The 26,991-nt window shown below is 38.2% G+C and carries 27 protein-coding genes and 1 pseudogene; 2 read left to right on the top strand and 26 right to left on the bottom strand.

The genetic code is table 11. The annotated features are described in order from the left end of the window. Position 1: 1 nt before the first annotated feature. From PHC29_01825 to PHC29_01745, 17 genes and pseudogenes are all read right to left on the bottom strand, one after another. On the bottom strand, positions 2-1,213 hold the full coding sequence (locus PHC29_01825) for an MFS transporter (protein ID MDD5108237.1): 1,212 nt from the start codon (positions 1,211-1,213) through the stop codon (positions 2-4). 11 nt (positions 1,214-1,224) lie between these two features. Beyond that, the gene (locus PHC29_01820) at positions 1,225-2,880 is read right to left on the bottom strand and encodes a glycosyltransferase family 39 protein (GenBank protein ID MDD5108236.1); all 1,656 of its coding nucleotides are present in this window, start codon (positions 2,878-2,880) and stop codon (positions 1,225-1,227) included. Continuing rightward, positions 2,867-3,625: a polysaccharide deacetylase family protein gene (locus tag PHC29_01815; protein MDD5108235.1), complete on the bottom strand. Its 759-nt coding sequence runs from the start codon at positions 3,623-3,625 to the stop codon at positions 2,867-2,869. Before PHC29_01815 ends, PHC29_01820 begins: the two co-directional genes overlap by 14 nt. A 196-nt stretch (positions 3,626-3,821) precedes the next feature. Further along, a complete protein-coding gene (locus PHC29_01810) occupies positions 3,822-5,099 on the bottom strand; it encodes a DEAD/DEAH box helicase (protein MDD5108234.1) in 1,278 nt (425 codons plus the stop codon). Positions 5,100-5,412: 313 nt separating this feature from the next. After that, the gene (locus PHC29_01805; protein MDD5108233.1) at positions 5,413-6,531 is read right to left on the bottom strand and encodes a chorismate-binding protein; all 1,119 of its coding nucleotides are present in this window, start codon (positions 6,529-6,531) and stop codon (positions 5,413-5,415) included. A gap of 127 nt (positions 6,532-6,658) precedes the next feature. Further along, positions 6,659-8,632, bottom strand: a complete 1,974-nt coding sequence (locus tag PHC29_01800; protein MDD5108232.1) for an ABC transporter permease — start codon at positions 8,630-8,632, stop codon at positions 6,659-6,661. 6 nt (positions 8,633-8,638) lie between these two features. Then, positions 8,639-9,610, bottom strand: coding sequence for an HlyD family efflux transporter periplasmic adaptor subunit (locus tag PHC29_01795; GenBank protein ID MDD5108231.1), 972 nt, complete (start codon positions 9,608-9,610; stop codon positions 8,639-8,641). After that, positions 9,603-10,865: a TolC family protein gene (locus tag PHC29_01790; protein ID MDD5108230.1), complete on the bottom strand. Its 1,263-nt coding sequence runs from the start codon at positions 10,863-10,865 to the stop codon at positions 9,603-9,605. The genes PHC29_01795 and PHC29_01790 overlap by 8 nt, the downstream gene beginning before the upstream one ends. A gap of 3 nt (positions 10,866-10,868) precedes the next feature. After that, positions 10,869-11,522, bottom strand: coding sequence for a hypothetical protein (locus tag PHC29_01785; protein ID MDD5108229.1), 654 nt, complete (start codon positions 11,520-11,522; stop codon positions 10,869-10,871). Between the two features lie 16 nt (positions 11,523-11,538). Next, the gene (locus PHC29_01780; GenBank protein MDD5108228.1) at positions 11,539-11,946 is read right to left on the bottom strand and encodes a hypothetical protein; all 408 of its coding nucleotides are present in this window, start codon (positions 11,944-11,946) and stop codon (positions 11,539-11,541) included. Continuing rightward, entirely contained in the window at positions 11,946-13,073 is a 1,128-nt protein-coding gene (locus PHC29_01775) for an ABC transporter permease (protein MDD5108227.1), read from the bottom strand. Before PHC29_01775 ends, PHC29_01780 begins: the two co-directional genes overlap by 1 nt. A gap of 119 nt (positions 13,074-13,192) precedes the next feature. Further along, the gene (locus PHC29_01770; protein MDD5108226.1) at positions 13,193-14,335 is read right to left on the bottom strand and encodes an ABC transporter permease; all 1,143 of its coding nucleotides are present in this window, start codon (positions 14,333-14,335) and stop codon (positions 13,193-13,195) included. Then, positions 14,307-15,272: an ABC transporter ATP-binding protein gene (locus PHC29_01765; protein MDD5108225.1), complete on the bottom strand. Its 966-nt coding sequence runs from the start codon at positions 15,270-15,272 to the stop codon at positions 14,307-14,309. Before PHC29_01765 ends, PHC29_01770 begins: the two co-directional genes overlap by 29 nt. A 55-nt stretch (positions 15,273-15,327) precedes the next feature. Continuing rightward, positions 15,328-15,990, bottom strand: a pseudogene (locus PHC29_01760) (ABC transporter ATP-binding protein). Positions 15,991-15,992: 2 nt separating this feature from the next. Continuing rightward, positions 15,993-16,823: an efflux RND transporter periplasmic adaptor subunit gene (locus PHC29_01755; protein ID MDD5108224.1), complete on the bottom strand. Its 831-nt coding sequence runs from the start codon at positions 16,821-16,823 to the stop codon at positions 15,993-15,995. Between the two features lie 43 nt (positions 16,824-16,866). Beyond that, positions 16,867-18,426, bottom strand: a complete 1,560-nt coding sequence (locus PHC29_01750; GenBank protein ID MDD5108223.1) for a TolC family protein — start codon at positions 18,424-18,426, stop codon at positions 16,867-16,869. 156 nt (positions 18,427-18,582) lie between these two features. Next, positions 18,583-19,209, bottom strand: a complete 627-nt coding sequence (locus tag PHC29_01745) for an NAD(P)H-dependent oxidoreductase (protein ID MDD5108222.1) — start codon at positions 19,207-19,209, stop codon at positions 18,583-18,585. 862 nt (positions 19,210-20,071) lie between these two features. On the opposite strand from PHC29_01745, the gene PHC29_01740 reads away from it, so the two are divergent. After that, positions 20,072-20,734 (top strand): hypothetical protein, encoded by a 663-nt coding sequence (locus PHC29_01740; GenBank protein ID MDD5108221.1) that lies wholly within the window; start codon positions 20,072-20,074, stop codon positions 20,732-20,734. Between the two features lie 32 nt (positions 20,735-20,766). On the opposite strand, the gene PHC29_01735 is transcribed toward PHC29_01740, so the two are convergent. The 3 genes from PHC29_01735 to PHC29_01725 all read right to left on the bottom strand — a co-directional run bounded on the left by PHC29_01735 (position 20,767) and on the right by PHC29_01725 (position 22,161). After that, the gene (locus PHC29_01735; protein MDD5108220.1) at positions 20,767-21,426 is read right to left on the bottom strand and encodes a phosphoribosyltransferase family protein; all 660 of its coding nucleotides are present in this window, start codon (positions 21,424-21,426) and stop codon (positions 20,767-20,769) included. 108 nt (positions 21,427-21,534) lie between these two features. Then, entirely contained in the window at positions 21,535-21,930 is a 396-nt protein-coding gene (locus PHC29_01730) for a class II SORL domain-containing protein (GenBank protein ID MDD5108219.1), read from the bottom strand. A 45-nt stretch (positions 21,931-21,975) separates the two neighbouring features. Continuing rightward, entirely contained in the window at positions 21,976-22,161 is a 186-nt protein-coding gene (locus PHC29_01725) for a DUF2934 domain-containing protein (GenBank protein MDD5108218.1), read from the bottom strand. 339 nt (positions 22,162-22,500) lie between these two features. On the opposite strand from PHC29_01725, the gene PHC29_01720 reads away from it, so the two are divergent. Then, a complete protein-coding gene (locus PHC29_01720) occupies positions 22,501-23,436 on the top strand; it encodes an IS481 family transposase (GenBank protein MDD5108217.1) in 936 nt (311 codons plus the stop codon). Positions 23,437-23,498: 62 nt separating this feature from the next. On the opposite strand, the gene PHC29_01715 is transcribed toward PHC29_01720, so the two are convergent. The 6 genes from PHC29_01715 to PHC29_01690 form a co-directional block, all read right to left on the bottom strand. Next, entirely contained in the window at positions 23,499-23,939 is a 441-nt protein-coding gene (locus tag PHC29_01715) for a tetratricopeptide repeat protein (protein ID MDD5108216.1), read from the bottom strand. 14 nt (positions 23,940-23,953) lie between these two features. Next, complete coding sequence (locus tag PHC29_01710; protein ID MDD5108215.1) at positions 23,954-24,079, bottom strand: desulfoferrodoxin FeS4 iron-binding domain-containing protein; 126 nt, start codon at positions 24,077-24,079, stop codon at positions 23,954-23,956. 393 nt (positions 24,080-24,472) lie between these two features. Then, entirely contained in the window at positions 24,473-24,754 is a 282-nt protein-coding gene (locus PHC29_01705; GenBank protein ID MDD5108214.1) for a hypothetical protein, read from the bottom strand. Then, entirely contained in the window at positions 24,741-24,887 is a 147-nt protein-coding gene (locus PHC29_01700) for a hypothetical protein (GenBank protein MDD5108213.1), read from the bottom strand. Before PHC29_01700 ends, PHC29_01705 begins: the two co-directional genes overlap by 14 nt. A 169-nt stretch (positions 24,888-25,056) precedes the next feature. Next, entirely contained in the window at positions 25,057-25,197 is a 141-nt protein-coding gene (locus PHC29_01695) for a hypothetical protein (GenBank protein ID MDD5108212.1), read from the bottom strand. A gap of 579 nt (positions 25,198-25,776) precedes the next feature. Continuing rightward, positions 25,777-26,991 (bottom strand): glycosyltransferase, encoded by a 1,215-nt coding sequence (locus tag PHC29_01690; GenBank protein ID MDD5108211.1) that lies wholly within the window; start codon positions 26,989-26,991, stop codon positions 25,777-25,779.

Raw genomic sequence — 26,991 nt, 5'->3', positions numbered from 1 at the left:
ATTATTTTAAAACTTCTTTTTTCAAAATAAAAAATACAAATATCGCCGCTATTTCAATAATAATACTAATAGCAATAACCGCAAATATAGAATGCTCATATAGCAAGCCTACGAACACGCTACCAATAAAGACTGCCAAGCCATAAGCGGTATTAAATATGCCATAACCTGTTCCTCTTTTCTTTAATGCAGTAGTGTCTGCGATTGCGGACCTCATCACTGTTTCATGACAGCCCATAACGACACCCCAGATAATTGCTCCTGTTAAAACTAAAGAAAAACTGTTAGAAAAAACAAGCAAGGGAATAAATAACGAAAAAACCGGGATAGCAATTAAAGTAATTAAACCTGCCTTTTCATTATCGTGCCTTAACTTAAAAACGTCGTAGATCTTTCCAATGGCCAAAGCTGCTACGGCGTCAACCCCCATAGCCAAAGCGTAAAATAAAGGAATCTGCGCATCAGTAAGTACATGCTTGGCTTTCAGGTGATAACCGATTAAAGCAAAATTAGCAAACCCAAGTGTAGTAACAAAAGTAAAAATGGTATAAATCCAAAAAACTTTACTTAGTTTATCTGTTGGCGGATTTTTAATCGCTGCTTCCTCTAAAACTTCAGGATGAGGTATTCGGCGCCAGGCAAAAATAAGACAGAGTAAAACTAAAATCAACGGAACCCAAAGTAAAACATAACCACGCTGATAGTCTACTAGGTTGCGTTCCCCTTTACCGAGAATCACAAAAAGTAAGGTAAAAATTAACGGGCCGCTGATTGCTCCAATCTGATCAAGTACCTCAGCTATGGCAAAACCAATCCCCGTACCTACCTGCTTAGTGGCTTGTGAAAGAATAGTATCCCTTGCCGGGCTACGCAAAGCCTTGCCTAATCTTTCCATAATGATAAAAATAACCGCAACCTGCCATATTCCGGCCAAAGAAAGTAAAGGCACACTGATTAACAACCCATAACCTAAAAAGGTAAAAAGCCAATAGGCTCTTGTCTTATCGGCAAAATATCCTGACAGCAGGCGTATCGCATACCCTAAGAATTCAGCAACCCCGGCAACCAATCCAACTATCGCAGCATTGGCTCCGAGCGTTTTAAGGTACGGCCCATTGACAGAACGGGCCCCCTCATAAACCATATCTCCAAAAAGGCTAACCAGCCCGAAAAGCAGAATTAATTGAAATGCAGATTTTTTGTGATTATTCATACCTAATTATTCTAGAGCGTTTCGATCTTTAGGATATATTCGTTGCCGATAACCTTTAGCACCGTATATTTAAATAAACCTGAAGTAATACGTTGAATATCTTCCACTGAACTTTCCTTTAAAACACAATAAGTGATTTTCTGCTTACGTAAAAAATCACGTATCTTAATTTCAGAGTTTAAAAAAGGTATCGGATGCGGACTAAAAAAAGGAGTCCCCGGTACATCAATTACTGCTACTTCTTTATCCGTATAATACTTTACCCCACGCACAAAAAACTTAGAACTCAAAATCATGTTATCAATTTTATAATTCTTAAACAGATATTCACAGGAGTATTTAGGAGAAAGATAAGGCTCGATATCGTTTTTAACAAATGGAGTAAAGTATAACGTTAAAGGAACAAACAAAGCTAGGCAATAAATACTTTTTAATATTTTTCTTTTTATTATTAAAAAAAACATGGTGAAACCGAATACCAAAAATATAAAAATAAAAAAATTAATTAGTAATTGCGATGGGATATAAGGATTCAAATAACCCTTAAACCAAAAAGAAACAACTTTGAAAGCTACAGGAACTAGGAAAACAATGAACAAACAAGAGAATAAAATAGAGTAAATTAGCCGCTTCTTCTCTTTAGTGATTAAATCAATAATAAAATTACCCGTTAATAACGCTAGCGCAGGAAAAAGCGGAAAAATATAACTTACTAATTTGGAATGCGCGCTCTGAAAAATAATCAAAACAGCGGCTATCAAGCAGATTAAAAAAACGTAAAAATGATTATCTTTCTGTTTTAAATATCTCGGCAGGAAAAATAAGGAAGCTATAAAAAAAATACTCCAGGGAAAAATACAGCCTACCATAGATAAAGGATAAAAATACCAGGTATCATTTCCAATATGCTCGGCTTCAATAATTCTTCTAAAATGATCATTATAGAAAAATTCCTGAATAAAAGTATTGCCATAGAGCTTAAACATCAGCAAATACCAAGGCAAAGCGATTAATCCAAAAATTAATAATCCCCCAAGCCAATACCGATCAATCAAATATTTTAAATCATTTTTGATAAACAAAAATGAGGCTACAGTTAAGAAGGGAATGAGTAAACCTAAAGGCCCCTTAGTTAAAGTTGCCAAGGCCGCAAAAACAAAAAATAACTTTATTCCTAAGCCTTTTCTGTTGACAAATGAATACCCCCAATAAAAGAATAATAAAGATAGCAGAATAAATACACCAAAAATCAAATCCGTAAATACGGTACGGGCCAAGCCTATATAGAGCCCACCAGTCATCAAAACTATTGCTGAAATAAAAGCTTTATTTGGATCCTTAAAACCTATCCTTCCAAGTAGATAGACAGCAATTACTCCTATTATTCCAAATAATGCAGGGAAAAACCTGGCAGCAAAACTGGTTATCCCAAAAATCATAAATCCTAATCTTAGCAACCAATAAAGAAATATCGGTTTTTCAAACTGCGGCTGGCCAAATAAATAAGGAGTCATCCAGCTATGCTGCTGGGCCATCTCTTTAGCAGTTTGAGCATAAAAAACTTCATCGGGGATAGTAAGGCTAAGCAAACCGTTGCCAAACATAAAACAAAAATATGAAAGGATAGCTAAAACAATAATATGTTTTATAAATTTATTGCTTTTCATCTTTTACCTGTAGCCCCAGAAGCTGGCTAATAGTTACAAACCTGTAACCGCGCTGTTTTAGTTTCTCAATCAAACGGCTTACTGCTTTTACTGTTTCCTTACGGTTTCCGCCCTCAGGCTTAAATACTCCTCCACTATCATGAAAAAGAAGTATATCTCCCGGACGAATATGATGCAATATATAGTTTACGATATAACGATCATCAAAAGTAACCCAATCTTTGGAATTTAACGACCAGAGTACAGTTTCATAACCCATATCCTTGAGCTGTTGCTTCTCTTGTTTCGTAAGCCAAGCCTTAGGCGGGCGAAAATATTTAGTTTTAACACCTGTAGCAATCTTTATTATCTTTTCCGCCTCCTCCACTTCTTTATTTAATTCATCAGGCTTATAATAAAATATACCGTGGTGATCATAAGTATGATTACCTACCTCATGGCCTGCCTCGGCAACACTCATGGCTAATTCCGGAAATTGCTGAACATGTTCACCAATCATAAAAAATGTCGCCTTAACATCCTCCGCCTTAAGTACAGCTAAGATTTGAGGAGTCCAGATCAAAGACGGGCCGTCATCAAAGGTCAAAGCTACTACTTTTTCTTTAGAAGGAACGCGATAAATCGTATCCCTTCTTACAATTACTGCCTGATCAAAAAATACGGTAAATGAACCTATCGCTAAAGCAATAAAGAAAAAAAGTAATAAACTAAAAAATAATAATTTCTTTATGTTTATTTTCTTCATATTTTAAGTTAAGGAACCAAAACAGATATACCTATTATAGGGTGAGAGATTAAAAAAACAAGAAATTTCCGCCATTACTGCTTTGGAGGACCCGCCTGCGCCATAAGAATTGGCGGCTGCGCTGGGATTTGTGGCGGGAATCTTTGTGGCGGGAATTATTATATAACAAAAAAGATGACTATCACCTTTGACCCTGCTAACGATAAAATTTAGGTTTGGGATATCGAAAGGGTTTTTTCGCCTGTGCATACCTTGGCTGCCCATTTCTTGATTGATGGTTTGAAGCGCGGCCAAACTGACGGCTGGATTCACTAAATTTATCAAGGGTAAGCTCAGCATGTTTTGATACCGGAAGTGTTGCCTTAATAAGTTTTTCAATATCACGCACATCATGACCTTGATCAGGAGTAGCAAAGGAAATAGCGTGCCCTTTATGCCCTGCGCGGGCAGTGCGCCCGATACGATGCACATAATTCTCCGCATCCTCAGGTAAATCATAATTAACTACTAACTCAATACCAGTAACGTCAATTCCGCGGGAAGCAATATCAGTAGCAACCAATACCCTGTATTTACCGGATTTAAAACCTTCCAAGGCATCCCTGCGCTGGGCTAAGGACCGATTGGAATGTATCTCCGAAGCCGAATACCCCATATCTCTGATGGATCTGACGATTTTTTTGGCATTATATTTTGTGCGTGAAAATAATAAAACTGCCCCATGATATTGAGCAAGCAATTTTTTTAATAATTGGGTCTTGGCCTCTTTTTTAACAATAAATAATTCCTGAGTAACGCGCTCGGCAGTAGTACCTGAAGGGGCAATCTCAACGCTCAAAGGCAATTTCATATATTTAGCGGCAATATTCATAATCTCTTTGGGCATAGTCGCTGAAAACAACATCGTTTGCCGGTCTTTAGGCAGGAAACGTAGGATTTTCTCGATCTGCGGAGCAAAACCCATATCCAGCATACGGTCGGCTTCATCAAGCACAAGCATAACCACACTATCCGGCATAAAATTCCACTGCGACATATGGTCAATTAACCTTCCGGGTGTTGCAATAACTATATGCGGATCCCTGCGCAAAGCCTGCACCTGAGGAGGCATCGGCGCTCCGCCAATAAGGCAAGCAGTTTTCATGCTAAATGCGCGGGCAATTTCCTGAAAAGCTTCATCAATCTGAATCGCCAATTCTCTGGTCGGAGCAAGCACAAGCCCTATTCCCTTTTTCTGCACAAGACGCTGCACCATCGGAATAGCAAAAGAATGTGTCTTGCCGGTTCCAGTCTGGGCAATGCCCACAATATCCTTCCCTTCGAGGGCAAGAGGTATTGCTTTTAGCTGAATAGGCGTAGGTACTTTAAATTTCATACGCTCTAAAATATCTAAGATTTTCGGAGCGATACCTAAACCATAAAAATTAGCGCTAACTTGTACAGTATTATTTGTAATTATCGGCTTGCTATTCATGCGGCTTTAGCCATCATCTTAGGTTTATCATCATAAGCTAAAAGACCCAGGTGAATATGACAATAAGATTCATGATTATAAATACTCAGAATGTTCTTACAGTGTAAATATTTACATTTTCTTCCTTTGAGTGAAGTCTTTATTTTTTTGATCTTGCACCTCCTTAACCCATAAAACCATAAAAAAGCCGCAAAGGTTAGTTGGTGTCCTTGGCGGCGTAAAATTCTCTAATCTTTATTATATTATACCCCTTAAATCCGGCTTGTCAACCATAATTAAATTAGACACGACAGTGACTGTCACTTTTTTCAAACTATTCTGGAGTAAAAGGCGCTTTGGAAAGACCGGTAAGGAACTTAGCCTTAAGCAATCCCTCATTCCACTCCCCCTCAGGCGTCGAATCCCAGACAATCCCACCGCCTATACCCATCTCTCCCTGATCCCCCTGGATTAAAAGTGTACGAATAGGAATATTAAAAAATAGATCCCTATCTGGGCTGATATATCCGATAGCACCAGTGTAAATCTTGCGCTCCTGTCTCTCTAGCTCATTTATTACCTGCATAGCGCGAATCCTCGGAGCCCCGGTAACCGATCCGGAAGGAAAAACTGAAGAAAAAAGTTTGTAGATAGATATCCTTTTGTCTATCTTAGCAGTCACGGTAGAGGTCATCTGGCAAAGAGTTTTATACCTGGCTACCTCAAATAATGTCGGCGCCTTAATACTAACTCCAAGCCTTCCTAAGTCATTTCTTAAAAGATCAGCAATCATTACATTTTCTGCCCGGTTTTTTTTGTCATATTTAAGGTGTATGGGAGCAAATAGGTCAGAAAAGATATTTACTCCCCGCGGCCAGGTGCCTTTCATCGGTTTAGTTACCAGGCAAGTATAATTCTTCTTGAGAAATAATTCCGGTGATAATGAAAGAATATGAAATTTATCTGTTTGAATATAGGCAGGATACGGCACAGGCTGTTCATTAAAAAGCTGATAATAAAGGCGCAGCGGGTCGGCGCAATATTTAAAAAGAAGTTTAATGCAATAAGTAATCTGGTATACATCACCTTTGGCAATATAGTCGCGGATTGTTTCTATATCTAAAGAATACTGCTTACGGGTAATGTTTAACGATAGATTTTCCAAATAGCCTACAGGAATCTCTCTAGAATAATGAATTTTATTTTTCTGCGGCCTCCTATATGCCCCTAAATAGATAAGCGGAAAATCATATTGTTTATCTTTGTATAATTTTTTCTCAAAATAATACCCAGCCTCATAAGAAATAAACCCGGCCAAATAATAACCTTTATCAAGAGCACTCTCGATACCCTCAAAACTTTTTACAAAAAATTCCGGATCCGTGCAGGATATGATAAATTCCGGATCCTGAAATAAAAGAGGTTTTCTTTCAAATTGGGTTAAAATTTTCATTATTTTAAAATTTTATGTGTCATTGCGAGCGAGCGGTAGCGAGCGAAGCAATCTAATGCATGGATTGCTTCGTCGGGCTTGGCCCTCCTCGCAATGACACTTTAAAAATAAACGGTCGCTGTCCCTATTATTCATAACGCAATGCTTCAATAGGATCAAGGCCGGAAGCTTTTTTGGCAGGCCAAATGCCGAAGATTATTCCGATGGCTAAAGAAAATATGGTCGATAAAAGCACAGAAAATAATGAAACTTTTACGCTCCATCCGGCAAAGATTGTAATCAAGGAAGCTACCGCCCATCCTGACGCCACGCCAAAGACTCCACCCAAAAATGACATCAACATCGCTTCAATAAGAAACTGCACCATAATATCTTTATTGGTTGCTCCGATTGCCTTACGTAATCCGATCTCACGCGTTCGTTCGGTTACCGAAACAAGCATAATATTCATAATACCAATGCCGCCGACAAGAAGCGATATCGCAGCAATTGCGCCTAATAGCAATGACATCGTTTTAGTAGTAGCCTCAAGCGTATCCTTAATATCGGCCATATTACGGATCTGGAATGAATCACCTGCTTCTTTAGGATTAATCCGATGCAGCCTAATGATTAAATCAGATATTTCAGTTTGAGCTATATCAATCAAATCCGGGCTTTTTGCTTCCACGTAAATAGTATCAACATACTCCTTGCCAAAAACCCGAAACATAGCCGTGGTAATCGGAATAATCGCTGTATCATCCTGATCTTGAAAAGTATTAGCCCCTTTAGCAGGTAGGATTCCGATTACCTTAAAATTAAGCAGATTTATTTTTATAGTTTGGCCGATAGGATCGGCTTCTCCGAATAATTCTTTAACTACTGTTGTGCCAAGTAAAACAACCTTATCTCTCATCTTTACTTCACTCTCACTAAAAAATCTCCCTACTGGCGGAGATGTCGCACGGATAAATTCATATTCAGCCCCCACCCCTTCAACCCGTGTATTCCAATTAGTATTCCCGTAAACCATCTGGCCGCGTCCACTCACCGAAGGACTAGCGCTCTTAACCACGTCAGTTAACCTTCCAATAGCAGCCACATCTTCTAGAGTAAAGCGCGTAACCGTACCTGTCTGCATTGCTACACCGTGAAGCCTTGAAGAACCAGGCCTAATTACCAAAAGATTAGATCCTAAAGATGCCAATTGTTTTTCAATAGCATCCTTAGCACCTTGGCCTAATGCCAACATAGCAATAACCGCGGCAACTCCAATTAATATACCTAGAATAGACAGAACTGAACGCATCTTATGGGAGAACATAGCCGATACTGCCTGGCGTAGATAATCGAGGAATTTAGTTTCTCCGGAAATTTTTCTCGGTTTAGAGAGAATACTATTTACCAAATTATCCTCTATAGAAATCACTTCGGTTGTTCTTGATTCTTGCTGCCTGCGCTCATCGGAAATAATTATCCCGTCACGCATCTGAATAACTCTGCGGCAGTAAGAAGCAATCTCTGGTTCGTGCGTGACAATAACTACCGTCTTTCCTTTTTGGTTGAGTTTTTGCAATATAGTAATTATTTCGGTTTTACTTTTTGAATCCAGGTTACCAGTAGGCTCATCCGCAAATATAATCAAAGGCTCGTTAACCAAAGAGCGGGCGATTGCAACTCTCTGCTGCTGACCTCCTGACATTTCATTAGGCCGATGCAGAATTCTTTCTTTTAAACCCACATCCTCAAGCTCCTGTTTAGCCCTTGCTTTTAAATGCCTTTTACCCGCATAAATTAAAGGCAATTCAGCATTTTCAAGAGCAGTCATACGCGGCAACAGATGAAACTGCTGAAAAACAAAACCGATAGTCCTGTTTCGTAAAGTAGCCAACTCTTCATCAGACAACTTGGTAATCTCACGGCCACCCAAATAATAAGAACCTGAATCCGGACGGTCAAGTAAACCTAAAATATGCATGAGCGTAGACTTACCGCTTCCAGAAGCCCCCATAATAGCTACAAACTCTCCGGATGAGATCTTTAAAGACACATCATTTAGGGCCTTAACCTCTGACTGGCCCATGGAATAGGTTTTAAATATATTTTTAATTTCAATCATTTTAAACTATTTTTTAGGCGCTTCTTTTTTCTGGCCAAACGGCGTAAACGGACTACTGCCTGTATTGCTTTTTGGAAGAACAAATCGCTTATTTTTCAATATTAACGTATTTTTTTCGGTAACCCCGGAAATAACCTCAACATTTTTGTCATCAGTTATGCCCAATTCAACCATTTGAACCACAGGTTCAACTTGGTTTTCCTTTTTGATTAAAACAAAACTTTTTTGTTTATCTCTATATACAGCCCCCACCGGAACAAGCAGGACATCTTCTTTACTTTTCTCTACAAAATCTAATGTAGCATTCATCCCGGAACGAAAAAACTCCGGAACTTTATCGGGAAGAAGGTCAACCGGATATATGGTTACATTATTTACGGTTTGTGATTCATAATATATGTGCTCAACCGCAGCCTTAATCTTCGTATTGGGGTAAGCATCAAGAATAACCATCGCTTTCTGCCCAAGCTTTACTTTTCCTATATCTGTTTCATCAACCTGAGCCCGAGCGATAAGCTTGTCTGACAAAACAACCACTGCATCCGCGGTAGTTACGGTTTGCCCGGGTTGAGTCGTAGCCACAATAACCTCTGCATTGATAGGAGCCAACAAAGCTATTGGTTTATAAGCCTCCTGCCAATATTTTAATTTTTCTTCCCCTTGGCCGCGTGCAGCATCAAGAAGGGCCGCCCTTTCAGTTGAACTCATCCAGGCAAGTATCTGTCCTGCTTTAACCTTTTGGCCTTCTTTAACTAAAACACTTTCTACCCGTCCGCCAACCGGAGGTTTAATTTCAAGCCGGTTTTTAGGTAAAACTGTCCCGGTAGTCGATATAATCGCCTGGATTGAGCCGCGAACAGGATTTATCTCTCTAACAACACTATCCGTATCCACCTTAGGCTTAAACTTCATCACGATAAAAACGATAACAATCAAAACTCCTACGGCAATTAAACCTATTTTTAATTTTTTATTCATATTCTAAAACCTCCCCTTTGGCCTGAATCCACTTTGCTTCGGCTAGCAACGCAGCCGCTTGAGCATCTAAATAATTACTTTTGGCTTTTACCAAATTATCCTCAATGATCGTCCAGTTATCAAAACTAACCAGCCCGATTGAATATTGCGCCTGAGCAATCTTAGAACGTTCTTGCGTAGCAATCAACACCTTATACTGCACAGAAACATTTTCTATCGCATCCTGCAAAGACGCCCAAGTTTGCTGTAATGTCAAAATTGCTCCATCGTAGGCACTCCTCTGATTTTCCTTCAATTGCCTTACTAAAGCACTAGCCTGAGAAACCTGCGCAATCCTTAAACCACCTTCAAATAAAGGCAAAGATAATCCTAACCCTAAACTCCACTGATCTTGCCTGGGAGCCCAATGAGATCCTGTTCTATTTGCCACCGCAGTTCCGGTAAGTTCCGGAAAAAAGTTAGCGTAAGTAGATTTTAAACTAAATTCGGCTGAACGTTTCTGAGCAATAAGTTGTTGTAAAGATGGATTGTTTTTAGCCAATTTCGTAAAATCAGGCTGTTCTGCAGCACTGTCTTTTACCTGGAAATCACCATTAACATATATCTGCGTCAACTCTTTTCTTCCCATTTCTTTAACCAATTCTCTCTGGGCAACCTCAACTTCTCTCTTATTTTGGGAAATCCCGTATTTTGCCTGAGCAAGATCCGCCTCGGCAGTTAATAAGGCGCCTTTATGTTCAAGCCCGGAACTATAACGTAAAGTAATTAACTCTAAATTATCCCTACGTATATTATAAATCTCTTCAGTAATACGCAACAACTCCTGAGCTTTCAAGAGATCAATGAACGCCGAACGCAATCTAAACCTAACCGTGGTGGAGGTAAATTTAAAACCCTGTTTTGCCGCAGATATGTTTTCAGCAGCCGCCTTTACATTGTTAATTGTCTTGGCCCCGTCGAAAATTAGCTGCGTACCAGTTACTCCATAACTATACGTATCAGTAGTTGTGCTGCCTGAGCTACCTGTAGTTTTTGCTCTAGTTCCACTTGCATCCGCGGTTATTTGAGGAAATAAGCCGCTTACAGTTTGCTGCTTAGAAGCCTCGGATTGTTTAACAGTTTCCAAAGCAGCAATTAAATCAGGGTGATTCTTAGCAGCCTCTTTAATACAATCACCCCAATTAAGTTTTTCCTCGGCAGATACCCTGTTAAAACAGATTAAACAAAATAATATTAAGATTAAATTAATTCTCATAAATTAATGATATTTTATTAAAGTCGTAAACGAAATAATAAATAGTAAACCTGTAAATAATACAATTATTCCGCGCGTCTTGGTACTTTTTTGCATAATCTGTATAGAAGTACCATCGCTATCTACGCCCAGTATCGCAATAGTCACTCCAGTGGTATCGCGAATAGGTGCATATCCTGAAATAAATGTACCCCACGCATCAGTTGTAATTTTTCTATCCGCAGTAGGAGCATTATAAGCTTCCAGCATCTCAGGGAGCTGGCGGGCATCGTATTTATCACCAGGTAGAGACGTAGGACACCTTGCTGTTATTATCTGCGGGACAGGATCAGCATCAACTACATATTGTAAAATTCCCGGCTTCACTGTTGTAGTCATAATGTAAATATATTTTACAAAGGGTAAATTTTTATTTTTAATCTCTTCTAATTTATAATAAATAGCCAGATATTCCGGAGTGCCTTCGCTTCTTTGCTCTAGCGGTATTTTTAAAACCTCCTGTGCGTCTATGGAAAGGACGACATTAGAAGCAATGGAGATTAGCCGTTGTCGAGTTCGGTTAAAAGTATCGTTAAGACGGTACTGATAAATAAAAAAATTAAGTGCTGCGACTAAAAACATTAGCGTAGATATAAAAATCCATAAAAATTTCTTCACTGATCCTCCCTTGTAATTATACAGATATAAATTTTATGCTTTTTCTTTTTATTATAATCCTTATTAAGAAAATTAGTAGAAGTAAAATAAAGACCGCACTACGCATATTTCTTAATTGATTAATTTTTAACTTTTTCTTTGCTGAAATATTTTTTAAATATTTCTCAGGATCATTGATATTAATAAGGTTTTTTTTGAAACGTTCAGCAGATACCAGCTCTTGATGCAGTTTATCTTCTGAAAGTACCCTGTCTAACTCATTAACAAGAGCCGACCTGCCTCCTACCTGATAAGCAACTAGTAGTTTATCATACAGGTAAACTTGTGTGCCATAGTCAAATATCTTCCTGACTGCATATATATTCGCAAAGATAAAAAGAAGAGAAATTATAGCGGCGATAATTAAATCAATCTTACCCTTCATCAAGTAAGTTTTCTCCTGAACCGCAAAGCGCTCAAGCTAATAACGGTTAAACCGATAATTAATAACGGCAACAATTGTGGCCAAAGAACATCCATACCTACGCCTTTTAAAAAGATACTTCTGATAACCACCATAAAATAACGCATAGGATTAAAAATCGTAAACCATTGAATAATTTGCGGCATATTGGCAATCGGATAGGCAAATCCGGAAAGTAAAACTGTAGGTAAATAAAAAAGGAAAACCGCCATATTCGCTTCCTGTTGAGTGGAGGATATCGTCGAAATAAATAAACCAATTCCTAAAGTAGTAAATAAATATATGCAGGTAGAAAATAATAAAAATAAAACATTCCCCCTTAAAGGTATACTAAACCAGAACACCCCCAATATGGTAATTAGAAGAACCTGAATAAGCGCAATTAAACCAAAAGGCAGCAACTTTCCTATAATAAGTTCAAGCGGCCGCAATGGACTAACTGTCAATTGCTCCATAGTACCAATTTCCTTTTCTTTAACGATAGCCATGGCAGTCAACATAAGAGACATCATCGTAACAATAGTAGCGATTACCCCGGGTAAATAATAGTTCCTTGAAATAAGATTACCATTGAACCAGGCGCGGTCCTGAAGTTTTACGCTGGGAACAGTGTTTAAGAACCCGGCTGCCTCCGCTTCATTCTTAAGTAAGTTTTGTTGATAATCGCTTATAATCGTATTAGCATAACCCATAACAACCATGGCTGTGTTTGAATCCGTACCGTCAAAAACTAATTGAATATTGGCGTCTTTACCGGCATTGAGATCGCGGCCGAATCCGCGGTCGATACGGATAACCGTATTAACTAAACCCTTATCTAACATAAGATCCTGCTCTTTATCGCTAAAAATATAATGCTCCGGGACAAAATATTTAGAATATGTGAACTTGCGCAAAAGATCCCTACTCTCTGAAGTATTATCTCGATCGTAAATTGCGGTAGGCACATAAGTAATATCTTTATTTGCGGAATAACCAAATAAGACTATCTGTATAAGCGGAGAGATAAAAATTATCGTTTTCATCCGCGAATCACGGAAAATTTGTTTAAACTCTTTTATCAGGATCGCGCGTGCACGCTCAAACATTAAGCTCCTTATTCTCTATGTGTCATTGCGAGGAGGGCCAAGCCCGACGAAGCAATCTATGCCTTAAGATTGCTTCCCCTTCGCTTCGCTCAGGGTCGCAATGACACAACTAATAAACCTTACGCTACCTTTTTCTTAAATTTCCTTATCGCAAGCATGAACATAGCAAAAGCAAATAATAGAAGAAAAAGCGCCTCATCCCAAATAGTATTGATGCCGTTTCCCTTTAAAAATAAATCCCTTAATACGACAATATAATAACGCGCCGGGATCAAATAGGTAATTGCCTGGACAAACTTGGGCATATTAAAAATCGGATAGATAAATCCGGATAACAACATCGTCGGTATAAGCGTAGAAAGGCTGGCAAGCTGGGTAGCCATAAGCTGAGTTTTAGAATTAACAGAAATCAAAATTCCTTGCGACAGGGCACCGATTAAAAACAAAGAACTCAAGCCTAGCAGGAGAAAATAATTTCCCCTAAAAGGCACCCCGAATAGAAACCTTGCCATCAATACTCCCACCAGAAGGTCAAAAAACGCGATCATAAAATACGGTATTAATTTGCCAATGATTAGCTCCGGCCCCTTTACCGGAGTGGAAATTAATTGCTCCATCGTTCCCCTCTCCCATTCCCTGGCAATGGTAATAGAAATAAGCAGCGCTGAAATAATCATAATGATCATTGCGATAACTCCCGGAATAATAAACCAGGTACTGGTTAAGCCCATATTAAACCAAACCCGGGTATGAGCATCTACGGATTTAACCGGATTCAGCCCATGGCTGGAAAAGGCTTGCGTTAAAAGTTCCACATTATAATTTGCAACAACCGAGCGCACATAGCCCAAAGCAATTAAGGCGGTATTGGCATCACTACCATCTACGATTAACTGTAAAGGAGCAATCTTACCGGACTCAATAAAATGCGAAAAATCCTTAGGGATAACCAAGGCCATCATGATTTTACCATTATCAATTTTACGTGTAATATCCCGGTAGTTATCGGTATAACCCACTATATTAAAATATTTTGAATTTTTAAAATTAAGTAAAAAATTAGTGGTAAGCTGCGAAGAGGCATCCTGGTTCCAGATAAGAGTGCGTACATGGTCAATATCAAGGGAAAGCCCATAACCGAAAATCAAAAGCATAAATACGGGAATAGCAATAGCTAATCCCAAACTGCGCACATCGCGCTTAATCTGAATGAATTCCTTCCAGGCTACCGCCTTAATTCTTTTTAGGCTCTGTCCGGTCATATTCCTCAATTGAAGAAACAAATACATCTTCTAATGTCGGGGTGATTTTATTAACGCTGGATTTTTCGATTTTTTCTTTTTGTAAAAATTCTTTTATGGCAAAGACCGCCTTGGAGCTGTCAAAAACAACAACATGTATATTTGACCCAAAAAGCGCCGCATCCTTAATCCCATCAAGTTTACTTATTTTTTCCAGCCACTCCTGAGAATCAGGCAATACGATTTCAAAAACTTCATTTTTCATACAATTGGTCTTCATCTCCTGAGGCGTACCAGATGCAATAATTGTCCCATGATAAATTAAAACCATGCGGTTACAATTCTCCGCTTCATCCATATAATGCGTTGTAACAAATACTGTTACTCCGTCGTAAGCCAACTTTTTGATAATCCCCCAGAAATTAGCGCGGGTTATCGGGTCAACTCCTGAAGTAGGCTCATCAAGAAATAGGATTTTTGGTTTATGCAAAAGTGCGCACCCTAAGGCTAGACGCTGCTTCCACCCGCCGGCAAGAGTAGCGGTCAGGTTATTTTGCATTCCTTCTAAGCCCGCAGCCTGAATAACCTCATCGAATCGCGCTTTTTTTTCTTTTTTCGGAATCTTATATATGCCGCTATAGAAATTAATATTTTCTTCTATAGTCAAATCGTTATAAAGAGAAAATTTCTGCGACATATACCCTATATGCTCCTTAATTTTATTTTGTTCTCTTATAATGTCATAACCTCCTACCTTGCCGGAGCCACTGGTAGGAGAAATAATTCCACAAAGCATCCTGATAGTTGTGGATTTTCCAGCCCCGTTTGGCCCCAAAAATCCATATACTTCACCCTGTTTAACCTCAAAATTAATTTTATTAACCGCAACAAAGGCGCCAAATTTCTTTTCAAGATTCTGAACGCTCACAGCAATATTATTTTGATTGTTTTGATTCATATTCTTTAATTATGGAAATAAATGCTTCTTCTAGTGTCTTGACATTACATTCATTTTTAATGGCCTCAGGGCTTTCACAACGCAATAGTTTTCCTTTATGCATTAGGCCAACCCGGTGGCAACGCTCGGCTTCATCAAGATAACAAGTGGAACAAAAAATGGTTACCTTCTCTTTTAAAAGATCATAAAGGATCTTCCAAAAATCACGCCTTGAAACCGGATCGACTCCGTTGGTAGGCTCATCTAAAAATAAAACTTTAGGGGTATGAATTAAAGAACAGGCAAGCCCTAATTTTTGTTTCATCCCCCCGGAAAGTTTCCCTGCAAGACGCTCTTTAAAAGGTATCAATCCGGAAAAACTAAGCAATCGCTCAATAGAATCCTGGCGTTTATTTTTAGCAACCCCATAAACATCAGCGTAAAAATTAATATTTTCGATTACGGTTAATTCTTCATAAAGGCCAAAGCGCTGAGACATATAAGCAATACACTCCTTAAGCTCTTCTGCTTCTTTTACGGTATGTTTGTTATAGACCCAAGCTTCTCCGGTAGTCGGGTCGAGTATACTAGTTAATAAACGCATAGTCGTGGATTTCCCTGCCCCATCCGGTCCAACTAAACCAAAAATCTCTCCCTCCTCTACTTGAAGATTTAGATTATCAACGGCAACAAGAGAAGCGAATTTTCTAGTTAATCCATCAGCTTTAATAGTAATCATTTTTATTCGATTATGTAAGCATCCGCCGGCATCCCGGGTTTTAACTCAAGGCTAGAATTATCTACTGTAACCTTAATACGATAAACTAATTTTACCCTTTCCTCCTGAGTCTGAATAAACTTAGGAGTAAACTCTGCTTGGCTAGAAATAAACGAAACCCGCCCGCTGTATTTTTTGCCTGGGAAAGTATCGGTTAGCACATCCGCATGTTGTCCAAGCTTTACCCTCCCTAAGTCCCTCTCATTAATATAAGCAGTAACCCAGATATCATGAAGATCAACTGCGGTAAATACAGGAGTACCAGCCTTGACCACCTCACCGGCCAGGCTACTCTTCACCAAGATAAACCCATCCAAAGGCGAAGCCAATTCTGTAAAATCAAGGCGGGTCTGAGCTAAATCTAAAGAAGCCTTCAGTTGTTCTACCTTTGCCAAGCTTGCATCATTACTGGTTTTATCCTGATCCCTCTTCTGCGCAGAAACAGCCCCCTCTTTAAATAAATTTTTAGATCTTTGGTAATCAATCTTGGCAAGTTCATAATCGAATTGTCCAGCCTTAAGCGACGCCGCAGCATTATCTCTTTCCTTAGTTAACTCATCTTTATTTAAGCGAGCAACTATATCTCCTTTCTTCACAACTTCTCCTTCATCGGTAAGTAATTCAACTACCTGCCCATCCACACGGAAAGAAATTCGCACCTGGTCTCCTTCGATATTTCCAGATACTTTTATAACATTACTATGGTTTCTTTCTTTTAGATAATAAAGCATTGAAATTACACCAACAATAAAAACTAATAACACCAGAATAATAAATTTAATTCTTTTTTTCATCTTTTGTCTCCTAGCCCATAAGGGCACACCCGCGCAATTCCACTTAGCGCGGGGTGTTTCCTTTATCTAGTGAAGCTTCCCTGATTATAGACTTACCGATACTACGGTCAAGATAAGCCTGTGCCATTAAATAATCATAAATACCCGACGCCAGGTTTCTTTGTATTTGGGCAAGCGAAACTTGAGAATCCAAAACATCTAAATTGATAGCCACGCCATTAGCATAACTTACTTCGGAAATTCTTAAGGCTTCTTTTGCCTCGGCCAGATTATCTTTCTGAGACTGGATAATTGAGGCAGATTCTCTAAGGTTAAGGCATGCCTTACGTACATCTACGGCAATCTGGTCAACCAAATTATCCTTATCGATTTTTGCTTGCGTATATTTAGCTTTAGCCGCGTCAACTTTAGCGCGGGTTGAAAACCCTTCAAAAATCGGAATATTTACTGATACACCGGCATTCCAATTCCTTTGCCTTTTCTCCAATATATTGCCCAAATTATTTGACCGGGCAGAGTAACCTACCAAAAGATCAACCGTCGGCCGGTATCCGGATCTAGCCATCTGAATTTCCCAGTTATCGATATCGATGCCTAAAGATTTTAATTTCATCTCCGGGCGGTCAAGATAAGCAATTTTTAAAAACTCATTTTCTTTTATTCCGATAAAAGTATATGTCAATTTTTCTTCAGGCTGTATTGGAGAATCTATTTTTAAACCCAGCAGCTTATTTAAGTCTGCTTTCAGGGAATCGATTTCATTTTTTGCTTTTACAACATCCGGCTCAAGTAAAGAAACCTGGACTCCGGATTGCAACATATCAAATCGTGATACTGTGCCGTGTTTATACATTTGTTTTACGTTTTCATAATGCGCAATTGCCTGATTCAATGCATCTTTGGCAATACGCTCTGTTTCATATGCAAGCAAGAGGCCGTAATAAAGCCGCTTGGCTTCAAATTCAATATCCATCTTTTTAGCGCGCAGGGTTTCCTTCTGCGCATCCAGAGAAAGTTTGGCTTGTTTAAAAGTAGCCATATTTGCCCCTCCGCTATAAACTGACTGAGTAGCATTAAGTTGGATTAAATTATCATTGATATATCCGGAAAAAATATTTTCATCAAGTACCGCTTTGTTATGGGTATAAACAGCTTTTAAATTTAATTGTGGATAGAAAACGCTGGCGGCCTCTACTATATTGGCGCTAGCAACGGTAATTTCCTGCTCTTGCATCTGAATATCTTTATTACTTTTATATGCAATCTGAATGGCGTCATTAAGGGTAAAATTTTTCTGGCCGGCATATAAAAAATTAGTACAGAATAAAAATGCCGTTATAATCAGACAGATTTTTACTGACTTCTCTATAATACTTTTTAACTCATTATATATATAATAATTTTTGTTAATCCTAAAAAACCTGGCGTTAGCCTTATATTCACTCAAAAGCAAACCATCTTTATGGAGATTATTCAAGGCCCTCTGGAATACCCCAGGCTTCTTCCCTAATAGACGGCCAATCTCCTGGATATAAAATTGGCCTTCGGGATGCTCATAAAAAAGCTTAAGCAGCCTTACTGTATTTTTATTCAGGATTTTCATGTGTTTTATCATTGTATGCTATATGCATATAGTTATATCTATTTGTATATTATTATATGCGTATAGCATACAATGTCAACAAAAAATAATGAAATAATGGGACCGTTTCTATTTTTTTAGATTAGGCTCGAGAAAAATAGAAACGGTCCCATTATTTCATCCAAAATTTTTTGCGGTTTCTTTTGCCAGTCCTTGAGCAACCTGTATTCTTTTTTCCTGTAACTCATTGCCCATATCCATCGGTTGAGCGATAATAAATTTTATATCACTGATCCCTACAAATCCAAAAATTGAACGTAAATATGGTTCCTGATGATCGCGGCTTGTAAAGGGCTCTGATGTATAATCTCCTCCTCTGGAAACAACAACAACCATCTTTTTATTTTTTACCAACCCTTCTACACCGGTATTTGTATATTGAAAAAGATACTTAGGTTGAACAATTACGTCTAAATAATGTTTTAACTTATACGGAATTGAAAAATTCCACATGGGAGTGCTAAGCAGGTATCCGTCAGCGGACAGAAACTGCTGGATATATTTTAAAATATCCTTCCAGGATGCCTTAAATGGGCCGGTCAAATCCTTGCCGCTTAAAAGAAGGTATTTCCCGTTTACCTGCTTTACTGCCAAATCAGGCAACTTCACCTTTGCCAGATCAAATTCTTCTACCTCCCAATCGGGATGGCTATCGGTAAAAGCTTTAAGAAAAGAACTACTAACCTTAAGAGTCCTTGATTCCTCCCTGCGTGGTGTAGCAATAATATGCAGTAACTTCTTCATATACCCTCCTTTTTAGCAAGTTCAATATTTTTATTATACCATTAAGAAAAACTGTTACCAGGCTATTTTGAAATAAGAGAAGACATCCCCCCTTGATTTTGGACTTGTTTATATTTTTTTTATGGCCTATAATATTATAATGAATCATCAAAGAAAAATAGTAATTTCAATATTTTCCTTATTTGTTATAGTATATTTTCTATCGGTAAAAGGTAGTATTGAGATAACAGATACCTGCCCATCTATCCAAACCGCCAAAGCAATTGTTACAAATCATTCCCTATCTATTGAAGAGTGTCTTCCAGGCCATTGTTTTAAATCAATAGATACCGGAAAATACTATTCCAGAAGTGGATTGGGGCTAGCCTTTTTATTTATCCCCTATATTATTACAGCTAATCTTTTAGCATCATTAACAGGCCTGCCACAGAATAATCTGATAAATTTTTTTTTATCTTTCTACAATATATTTTTTGGCGCAGGTACCTGCGTTATAATGTTCTATATTATTAAATTTTTCACGAATTCAAACAGAGATTCTCTAATAATGTCCTTATTGCTTGGACTGGCGACTTTCTGCTGGCGCTATAGTATCTGGGATTTTTCTGAAGTAACGCAAATGTTCTTTCTTACCCTCTCCATATACTTAACTTTAAAAAATACTCCCAAAAGCTTAAGTCTAGGCGGATTATCCTTCTGCTACCTGCTTTTATTAAAAGCCCTCTACATTGGCTGCTTGCCTATTTTTATTTTATACATTTTTATAAAAAATAAAGGGAATGTAAAGGATAACTTGAAACGCCCAGCCATATTCCTATTAATAGCACTACTGGGTTTATTTTTTCTTCTTCTATTAAATTATATGAGGTTTGGCAACATCTTTGAATTCGGATATGGATTAGAGTCAGGAAAATTTTATTTATTGGGAATATTTCAACATGCCGGCAAGCTCTTATATTGGCTTGATAAAGGAATATTCATTTACAACCCTTTGTTTATCCTGGGGATCTTAGGTTATTACAAATTATTTAAATTAACACCAAAAGAAGCTATTTTTTTATTCTCTATTATTCTGATTAATTTTTTTCTGACTTCTACCTGGTATGGTTGGCATGGGAATTGGTCCTGGGGCCCAAGATACCTAGTCCCAACTGCTCCGCTATGGTTAATACCGGCTTTTGTCTTCCTTCATAAAAGAGGTATCACTCGATTTATATTAATATCACTTATTTCAATATCCATCTTGATTCAAATACTTAGTGTTGTTTCGGGAAACCTCGAATACCTTTCGATATGTAACGCAAATAACCAAGAGGGAATGCGCAAGGGTATGCCTGCTCAAATTATCGGTTCCCTTATAATCCTAAAGCATAAAATTATTAAAAAAGATAATATATATGGCCTTCCGGAATTTGGAATAAACTCCCAATCAAAGGTAGATACATCTGTCTTTGGCTATAAAAAAGGGCTTGATTTATGGTATCTTGACAGGGATAAAACGCAAACTGTAGGATGCACAAATTAACACTATTTGATTATTCTAACAGATCAAAAAACTTACTTAGCCGACTCTTTCAAGATCTCCAAAACCTCTTCATCTTGGATTTGCGTAAAGTTTTTGTAGAATTGGCCTATTGCGCCAAGATCCAGAGGCACCCTTAATACTATTACCTCATCAGCATAATTAGCCAGAAACCTAACAGATTCCTCAGCGCCTACTGGAATAGCGGAAATAAGTTTTTTTGGATTTTCTTTTCCAGCTGCCCAAAGAGCCGCTTGCATTGTTGCTCCGGTAGCTACTCCATCATCAGTAACAATAACCGTTTTTCCTTTTAAGGTAATTTTTGCTTTGCAATGCCTAAACAGACCAATACGATTCTCAATTTCTCTTAACTGCAATGCTTTTTCTTCTGCAATATAATCTTTATCCGCGCCAACTCGAAAAGATAGATCTTCATTAAGAAAAAGTTTACCATCCTCACCAATTGAACCGATTGCCAACTCCGGATTATCAGGAGCGCCAATCTTACGTGAAAGTACGATATCCAATTCTGAATTTAGGATCCGGGAAATCTCATTGGCAATCACTATTCCTCCGCGCGGGATACCCAAAACTACCGTATCTTTCCCACCCAAATCTTTCAAATAAGTTACCAGTAATCTACCGGCATGCTTACGGTCTTTGAAAGATTCACTACTATGAGAAACTATGCGCAATTTTCCCACTTATACTTTACTCTCAATGTCAAATAAAATTATCTTTGTGCTAATGTATATTCGGAGAGATTTATTTGCTTAAAATACTAATTGCTTAATACCTGCAGATTACTTAACCTCTATTTCTTTAGCGCTTTGCCAAAGCCCATGTATATTACAGTAACTGGAGGCATAAATAGTACCGGATTTTTCTGTTTTAAAATTTAACACAACCTCAGGATGGGTATATACAGAGCTAGTATCGGGGCCCTTAGCAGATTCCCCATGGGCACTAAACTCTGCCTTACCGATTTGATAAGGAAATTTTTCTTCTTTAGGCTGAAAATACACTGATATCCAACGGATATGATGTTCGGTTTTATTGGGATGAGCGATTTCCTTACCTACCGAAACCGTAATCTTGAAAAATTCCCCTGACTTTATGGCCGCAGGTACTTCTATAACCGGAACATGTTTCTCTGTCTTCCAATCAGCACTTTGCAATAGGTCTTTAAAATCCGTCATTTTACTTCTCCTTTACTCTTATGTATGTCTTTTAGCTGTTATGCTTTATTTTTTCCAGCTACATATCTTTGACTTTACAATCCTCTCAGCCTCCAACCAATTCTCCATATCCCGACCAGGTTTACGGCCACTTTTCTCATAGAGCTCCTGAGCTTTTTTCCTGATCTCTTCGGTACACTGCGTATCCGACCAAGTGGACCCTGCCTTATTATTCATTTTTAACGTTGCCATTTTGCTTACCTCCTTTTTTAGGTTAAATTTTTTCGAAAAAAAATCCCAAACAGAATTATCTGTTTGGGACCAGTATTATATATTATAAATAGGAACGGTTCTAATATACATTAACCCTCCTCAATATAAATCTATTTAATTCTATCCCCCCCTTGGAGATATGTCAAGTGGAAATGTGCTAAAAAACGTACAATATGAACTGATGCGTTACACTTTAAGAGGCGACTATTTAAAAGAATTAAGCCGCCAGCCTGAGCTTGGTGACGACCCACAGCTTAATCTAATAAAGCTATGGTATAATCGTCTTATCGAATACCCAAAGCGCACGCGGAGGCGGCTATGACTTATTCTACCAAGCTCTTCTACATCAGGCAACGATATTTAATGGTTCAAGACTACAAAGAACGCTTAAAGATTGCTGTTATTGCCAGGCAATACCGTACTTCAAGGACAACTGTTTACCGCTGGATCAAAAGATTTAACCATGAAGGTAACAACGGGCTATTAGATCAATCCCATAAGCCTAAGTCGCCACATCCAAAGGCTTTAAAACCACAAACAACTAAAGCAATACTTCGGCTTCGTAAAAGAACGCATTACGGGCCAAAACGACTTAAGTTCTATCTCTCAAAGAGAGACATCTTTGTATCAGAGCACGCCATCTATAAAACGTTATTGCGTTATGGATTGAGTAACCACTACCGCAAAAAGAAGAAACGCAATATGCGCTCTTATCGAGTGCCATATCCAGGACATACGGTACAAATGGATACCAAGTACCTGGATACAAAACCGGGCTTCCCTAACCGGCTCTATCAATATACTGCAACTGATTGCTTTACCAGGCTTCGCGTAATCAGAATCTACGATGAGCTATCTGCCCAGAACACAGTCCGTTTTTTACAGGAGGTAGTACAAAAGCTGCCCTTTAAAATCTCTACCGTGCGCACTGATAATGGCGTTGAGTTTACTTATGGCCCATTTAAGGTTGATCATCCGTTAACTTGCGCGTGTGCACGGCTGAATATCCGTCATTGGCTCAATAGGACGGCTCATCCTGAATCAAACGGCAGGGTTGAGCGCTCACACAGGACTGATGATGAGGAGTTCTACAACCTTAATCCGGTTAAGAATCCTCATGCCTGGAAGTACCGGATCTCAAACTGGGAACGGTTCTATAACCTTTACCGGCCGCATCAAGCATTAAACAACTTATCGCCCTATCAATACTGGCTAAAATATCACAAAGAACAGGAGGTTAAAAATGTTACTTGACAATGGTTATAATATAAAATAAGGACAGCGAATATTATCCAATAATATCCGCTGTCCTTATTTTATAAACCAGCTGCGGCATCCTTAAACGCCTTTGTTAGGTTTTCGAAATTTTCTCCCGCCTCCCCGCCATAACTTTGAAGGGTTTTTATTTCCCGTAACGCTGCCTGGATATATGCCTCCCCCAGATATTCCCTGGCCTCCGGAAAATTTGGCCTTAACTCTAAAGCTTTTTTATAGTTTTCCAATGATTCATCGATCATTCCCAGTTTTAGTTGAACATGAGCCAACATATTAAAGATATCCGAGTTACTGGGATTGGCCTGTAAAGCTTGATTAAATAAATCCAAAGCTTTTTGAAAATTATTATCCTTACTTGCTTGAACCCCTTGGTCATATAGGGAAACCGCCGGTTTATTTTCCTGCGCCTTAGGTTCCCATGATGAAGAGCTGGTGCCTGCGGCATATGTATTTATTGCTACAGCTAAAAATAAAATAATCATCCCAATTGAAAAATTTATCCTTCTATTTTCTCCATTGGCTGGTTGCAACAAACGAGTTCTCCGCCTCCCACCTTTGTTACGGCAACTTCATTACCACAAACATTACACCGATACTTCTCTCCTATTTTTTGAACTGCCATTTCAAACCCTCCTATATCTTAATAATTTTATCCAAAGGAGCTCCACATATGGGGCAATGTTCCAATTCACCATTCAAGCGGCCTGTATTTCCACAAAAGAAATGAACGTGCCCAGAGAGTATATATTTAATATTGTCTTTGTAGAGGTCCATAACCGCTATCAACTTCTGCCACTTTTCCTTTTTCATGCTATTAGTTGAAAAACTGTTTGGCGGGGGTATATGAAATAATACCAGGATATTTTTACGCTTATATTCTTTAAGGAATTACTCGAGAAACTTAAGGGTATGGGTTTCAAATATCCTCTTTGAATTATCTAAAATAACAATCAACAAATCATCATTTACTAATAGATAATTTTCCAGGCCAAAATATGCCATATAATAGTCAGTATCATGATTTCCGCATAAAGTGTAAAATGGGATTTGGCGATACATTATTAATAATTCCGTAAATATGTTTATAAAACTCCTCCAACCCAAATGGAACAAGGTCACCTAATATAATTTTAAAATCGGTATGGGTGCAATTCATGGCTCTTGCAAATGTGGTCATTATTTCTACGCCTAGACCATCGCAGCCCGGATCACCTAAGATGGTAAATGATGAAATTTTCTTGATAAAATTAACTTTGTCTTTGACTTTTATAACGCCTTTAATTTTAGCTTGTTTCATAACCAATCTTTTCAATTACATAGGCCCATGCGGTATTTTTTGCGCGATTAACAATGATTTCTGCGATATACGCCGGTGCTCTGCTTTCCATAAAAGTATCTGCAACAACCAACGTGCCAATAAATATTCCCATAACATTCCAATTTATGGAGTAAAAAGCCTGGGGAAATGAAAGTGCTTTAGTTAATAAAAATAATATGGCTGTAATTATTGCAATCAGAAACCTTTTTCCTTGGGGAATAATACAAACAGAAAGTAGGCCAAAACAAAAAGAACGAGCGAAATAGTGTTTCTATCCATTCTTATTTATTAACCTTATCTTGCGGTCGAGCTTCCTTTTTCTCTTTTTCGGCTTGGTTCCCCTTAATGATTACATAAATAACGAAAGATACAAATAATCCCAACATTGCAAACACAGGCCAATCTTGACTTAAATTATTCATATTTAATCCCCCCCCCTTCGCAGTTGTTTATATCGTTTTATTCTCTGTTTAACAGGATTTAAGCTTTAACTTCACTAAGAGATTATTAAACAAATCAAAAAAATTACTGCAATTATCACAACCAAATATGTAATTGTTGTGGCTACCCTTAAAACCAGATTTTTTAAAGATACTAACCACACAATTTACCCCTCCCTCACTTATTTGTTACAATACACTCACCCTATTCCTTAAGCCGCTTTAATACTTTAGAATCCTCACTTCCAAGGCCTTTTTTAAATATTCTATTGTAACAAAAGGCCAACATACTCAAAATACATGTCCACGAAATTATCATAAATATCCAGCCGCTTAGCTTCAATTCACACCCCCTTATCTAATGTTGTGGGTAGTCGCAAAAATTCCATACAATATCCTGTCAAAATACAAACTCCCATTATAATAAATATAAAACGCACTCCTTTATCCATACCATTCCTTTCTTAATAAAAAACGCCATCCTACATTCACATGCAAGATGGCGGCCCGACCATCTGAATCCTCCGGAAATAAATAGCTTCCGAACCCTCGTATTATAAATTAACAGAGATGAACGATATCCTCAGAATGATATAACGAAAGAAACAATAGCATATAATCCCTAAGATGACGCGTAATCAAAAAGTTATTTTTTATATGTTCCCTCCCATTTTCTCCTAGTTTCTTGGCGTATTCCGGGCTGCTTAAGAGTTGTTTTATAGCGAAACTTGCTCCTCCAACAGAATGACACAATAATCCCGAATACTTATGTTTTATTTGTAAAGGGATACCTCCAACATTTGAAGCCACTACAGGTTTTGCTTTCCACAAGGCCTCTGCAACCGTTAAACCAAATCCTTCTTTTAGAGACTTCTGAACAATTACATCTGATGCCCTTTGCAATGCATTGACTTCTATGTCGTTTTGGGGTAATAGTAAAATATGAATATCCGGATCATCCTTAGCTTTTTCTTTAATCTCATCTAGAACTTTAAATCCTTCAGGGTCATCCTCCGCAGTACCGCCAGCTAACACTAGTTGACAATCAATATATTTTTTTACCTGTAAATATGCGTCAATTACACCTAACGGATCTTTTAAGCGATCAAAACGAGATATCTGCATGACAATTGGCTTATCTTTTTTGATATCATATTTTCTTAGAACCGAATTAATCGTTTCCTGCGGCAACTCCTTGTTTTTATCGCTTAACGGATCAATAGAAGGCGGAATCAAGAATTGCCTTATTGGCAATTTCCGTGAAAAAGCAGGAGCAGAAAACACTGCTGAGTCGTACTGAGTGATAAAATCCATAAGAAATCCCCAAACCTTTTCATTAGGATCAGATACATCAACATGGCAACGCCAAAGCCATTTATTAGCAGTCTTCTTTTTTATCAGTGCTATTGGCTGCGGATCATGGACAAAGACTATTTCTCCATAGGTATCAATATTTTCAATATTCTGTCGGCTTGTTTCCATAAATACTTCAAAATCTCTTTGGGTTATCTCTTCTGCTCTACCGTGTAAGGCATTATGGAATTTCTTTGTTACTCCAAAAAACTGTTCGCCGCCTTTTATTACATCCCATTTGGTATCTACCCCCAATTCAATCAACAGAGGCACCATGCGGTTTAATATCTCAGCAACCCCCCCACCCACAGGAGTAGAATTAATATGCTGGACAAGTTTACCTTTCAATCTTTCCCCAAGGAGGCTCAAATCATCTATAACTGATTGTCCCACCAAAGGGATATATGCCTCTAATTTTGCCAT

The organism is Candidatus Omnitrophota bacterium (assembly GCA_028712255.1).
Taxonomy (GTDB): Bacteria; Omnitrophota; Gorgyraeia; order Gygaellales; family Profunditerraquicolaceae; genus UBA6249.
The sequence above is the reverse complement of the archived record's forward strand: the minus strand, read 5'-3'. Positions and strand labels throughout refer to the sequence as shown.

Excerpts from the sequence above, each read along its gene's own strand:
- PHC29_01825 (MDD5108237.1), bottom strand. The coding sequence starts at position 1,213 with ATGAATAATCACAAAAAATCTGCATTTCAATTAATTCTGCTTTTCGGG.
- PHC29_01820 (MDD5108236.1), bottom strand. The coding sequence starts at position 2,880 with ATGAAAAGCAATAAATTTATAAAACATATTATTGTTTTAGCTATCCTT.
- PHC29_01815 (MDD5108235.1), bottom strand. The coding sequence starts at position 3,625 with ATGAAGAAAATAAACATAAAGAAATTATTATTTTTTAGTTTATTACTT.
- PHC29_01810 (MDD5108234.1), bottom strand. The coding sequence starts at position 5,099 with ATGAATAGCAAGCCGATAATTACAAATAATACTGTACAAGTTAGCGCT.
- PHC29_01805 (MDD5108233.1), bottom strand. The coding sequence starts at position 6,531 with ATGAAAATTTTAACCCAATTTGAAAGAAAACCTCTTTTATTTCAGGAT.
- PHC29_01800 (MDD5108232.1), bottom strand. The coding sequence starts at position 8,632 with ATGATTGAAATTAAAAATATATTTAAAACCTATTCCATGGGCCAGTCA.
- PHC29_01795 (MDD5108231.1), bottom strand. The coding sequence starts at position 9,610 with ATGAATAAAAAATTAAAAATAGGTTTAATTGCCGTAGGAGTTTTGATT.
- PHC29_01790 (MDD5108230.1), bottom strand. The coding sequence starts at position 10,865 with ATGAGAATTAATTTAATCTTAATATTATTTTGTTTAATCTGTTTTAAC.
- PHC29_01780 (MDD5108228.1), bottom strand. The coding sequence starts at position 11,946 with ATGAAGGGTAAGATTGATTTAATTATCGCCGCTATAATTTCTCTTCTT.
- PHC29_01775 (MDD5108227.1), bottom strand. The coding sequence starts at position 13,073 with ATGTTTGAGCGTGCACGCGCGATCCTGATAAAAGAGTTTAAACAAATT.
- PHC29_01770 (MDD5108226.1), bottom strand. The coding sequence starts at position 14,335 with ATGACCGGACAGAGCCTAAAAAGAATTAAGGCGGTAGCCTGGAAGGAA.
- PHC29_01765 (MDD5108225.1), bottom strand. The coding sequence starts at position 15,272 with ATGAATCAAAACAATCAAAATAATATTGCTGTGAGCGTTCAGAATCTT.
- PHC29_01755 (MDD5108224.1), bottom strand. The coding sequence starts at position 16,823 with ATGAAAAAAAGAATTAAATTTATTATTCTGGTGTTATTAGTTTTTATT.
- PHC29_01750 (MDD5108223.1), bottom strand. The coding sequence starts at position 18,426 with ATGAAAATCCTGAATAAAAATACAGTAAGGCTGCTTAAGCTTTTTTAT.
- PHC29_01745 (MDD5108222.1), bottom strand. The coding sequence starts at position 19,209 with ATGAAGAAGTTACTGCATATTATTGCTACACCACGCAGGGAGGAATCA.
- PHC29_01740 (MDD5108221.1), top strand. The coding sequence starts at position 20,072 with ATGAGGTTTGGCAACATCTTTGAATTCGGATATGGATTAGAGTCAGGA.
- PHC29_01730 (MDD5108219.1), bottom strand. The coding sequence starts at position 21,930 with ATGACGGATTTTAAAGACCTATTGCAAAGTGCTGATTGGAAGACAGAG.
- PHC29_01725 (MDD5108218.1), bottom strand. The coding sequence starts at position 22,161 with ATGGCAACGTTAAAAATGAATAATAAGGCAGGGTCCACTTGGTCGGAT.
- PHC29_01720 (MDD5108217.1), top strand. The coding sequence starts at position 22,501 with ATGACTTATTCTACCAAGCTCTTCTACATCAGGCAACGATATTTAATG.
- PHC29_01715 (MDD5108216.1), bottom strand. The coding sequence starts at position 23,939 with ATGATTATTTTATTTTTAGCTGTAGCAATAAATACATATGCCGCAGGC.
- PHC29_01710 (MDD5108215.1), bottom strand. The coding sequence starts at position 24,079 with ATGGCAGTTCAAAAAATAGGAGAGAAGTATCGGTGTAATGTTTGTGGT.
- PHC29_01705 (MDD5108214.1), bottom strand. The coding sequence starts at position 24,754 with ATGAAACAAGCTAAAATTAAAGGCGTTATAAAAGTCAAAGACAAAGTT.
- PHC29_01700 (MDD5108213.1), bottom strand. The coding sequence starts at position 24,887 with ATGGGAATATTTATTGGCACGTTGGTTGTTGCAGATACTTTTATGGAA.
- PHC29_01695 (MDD5108212.1), bottom strand. The coding sequence starts at position 25,197 with ATGAATAATTTAAGTCAAGATTGGCCTGTGTTTGCAATGTTGGGATTA.
- PHC29_01690 (MDD5108211.1), bottom strand. The coding sequence starts at position 26,991 with ATGGCAAAATTAGAGGCATATATCCCTTTGGTGGGACAATCAGTTATA.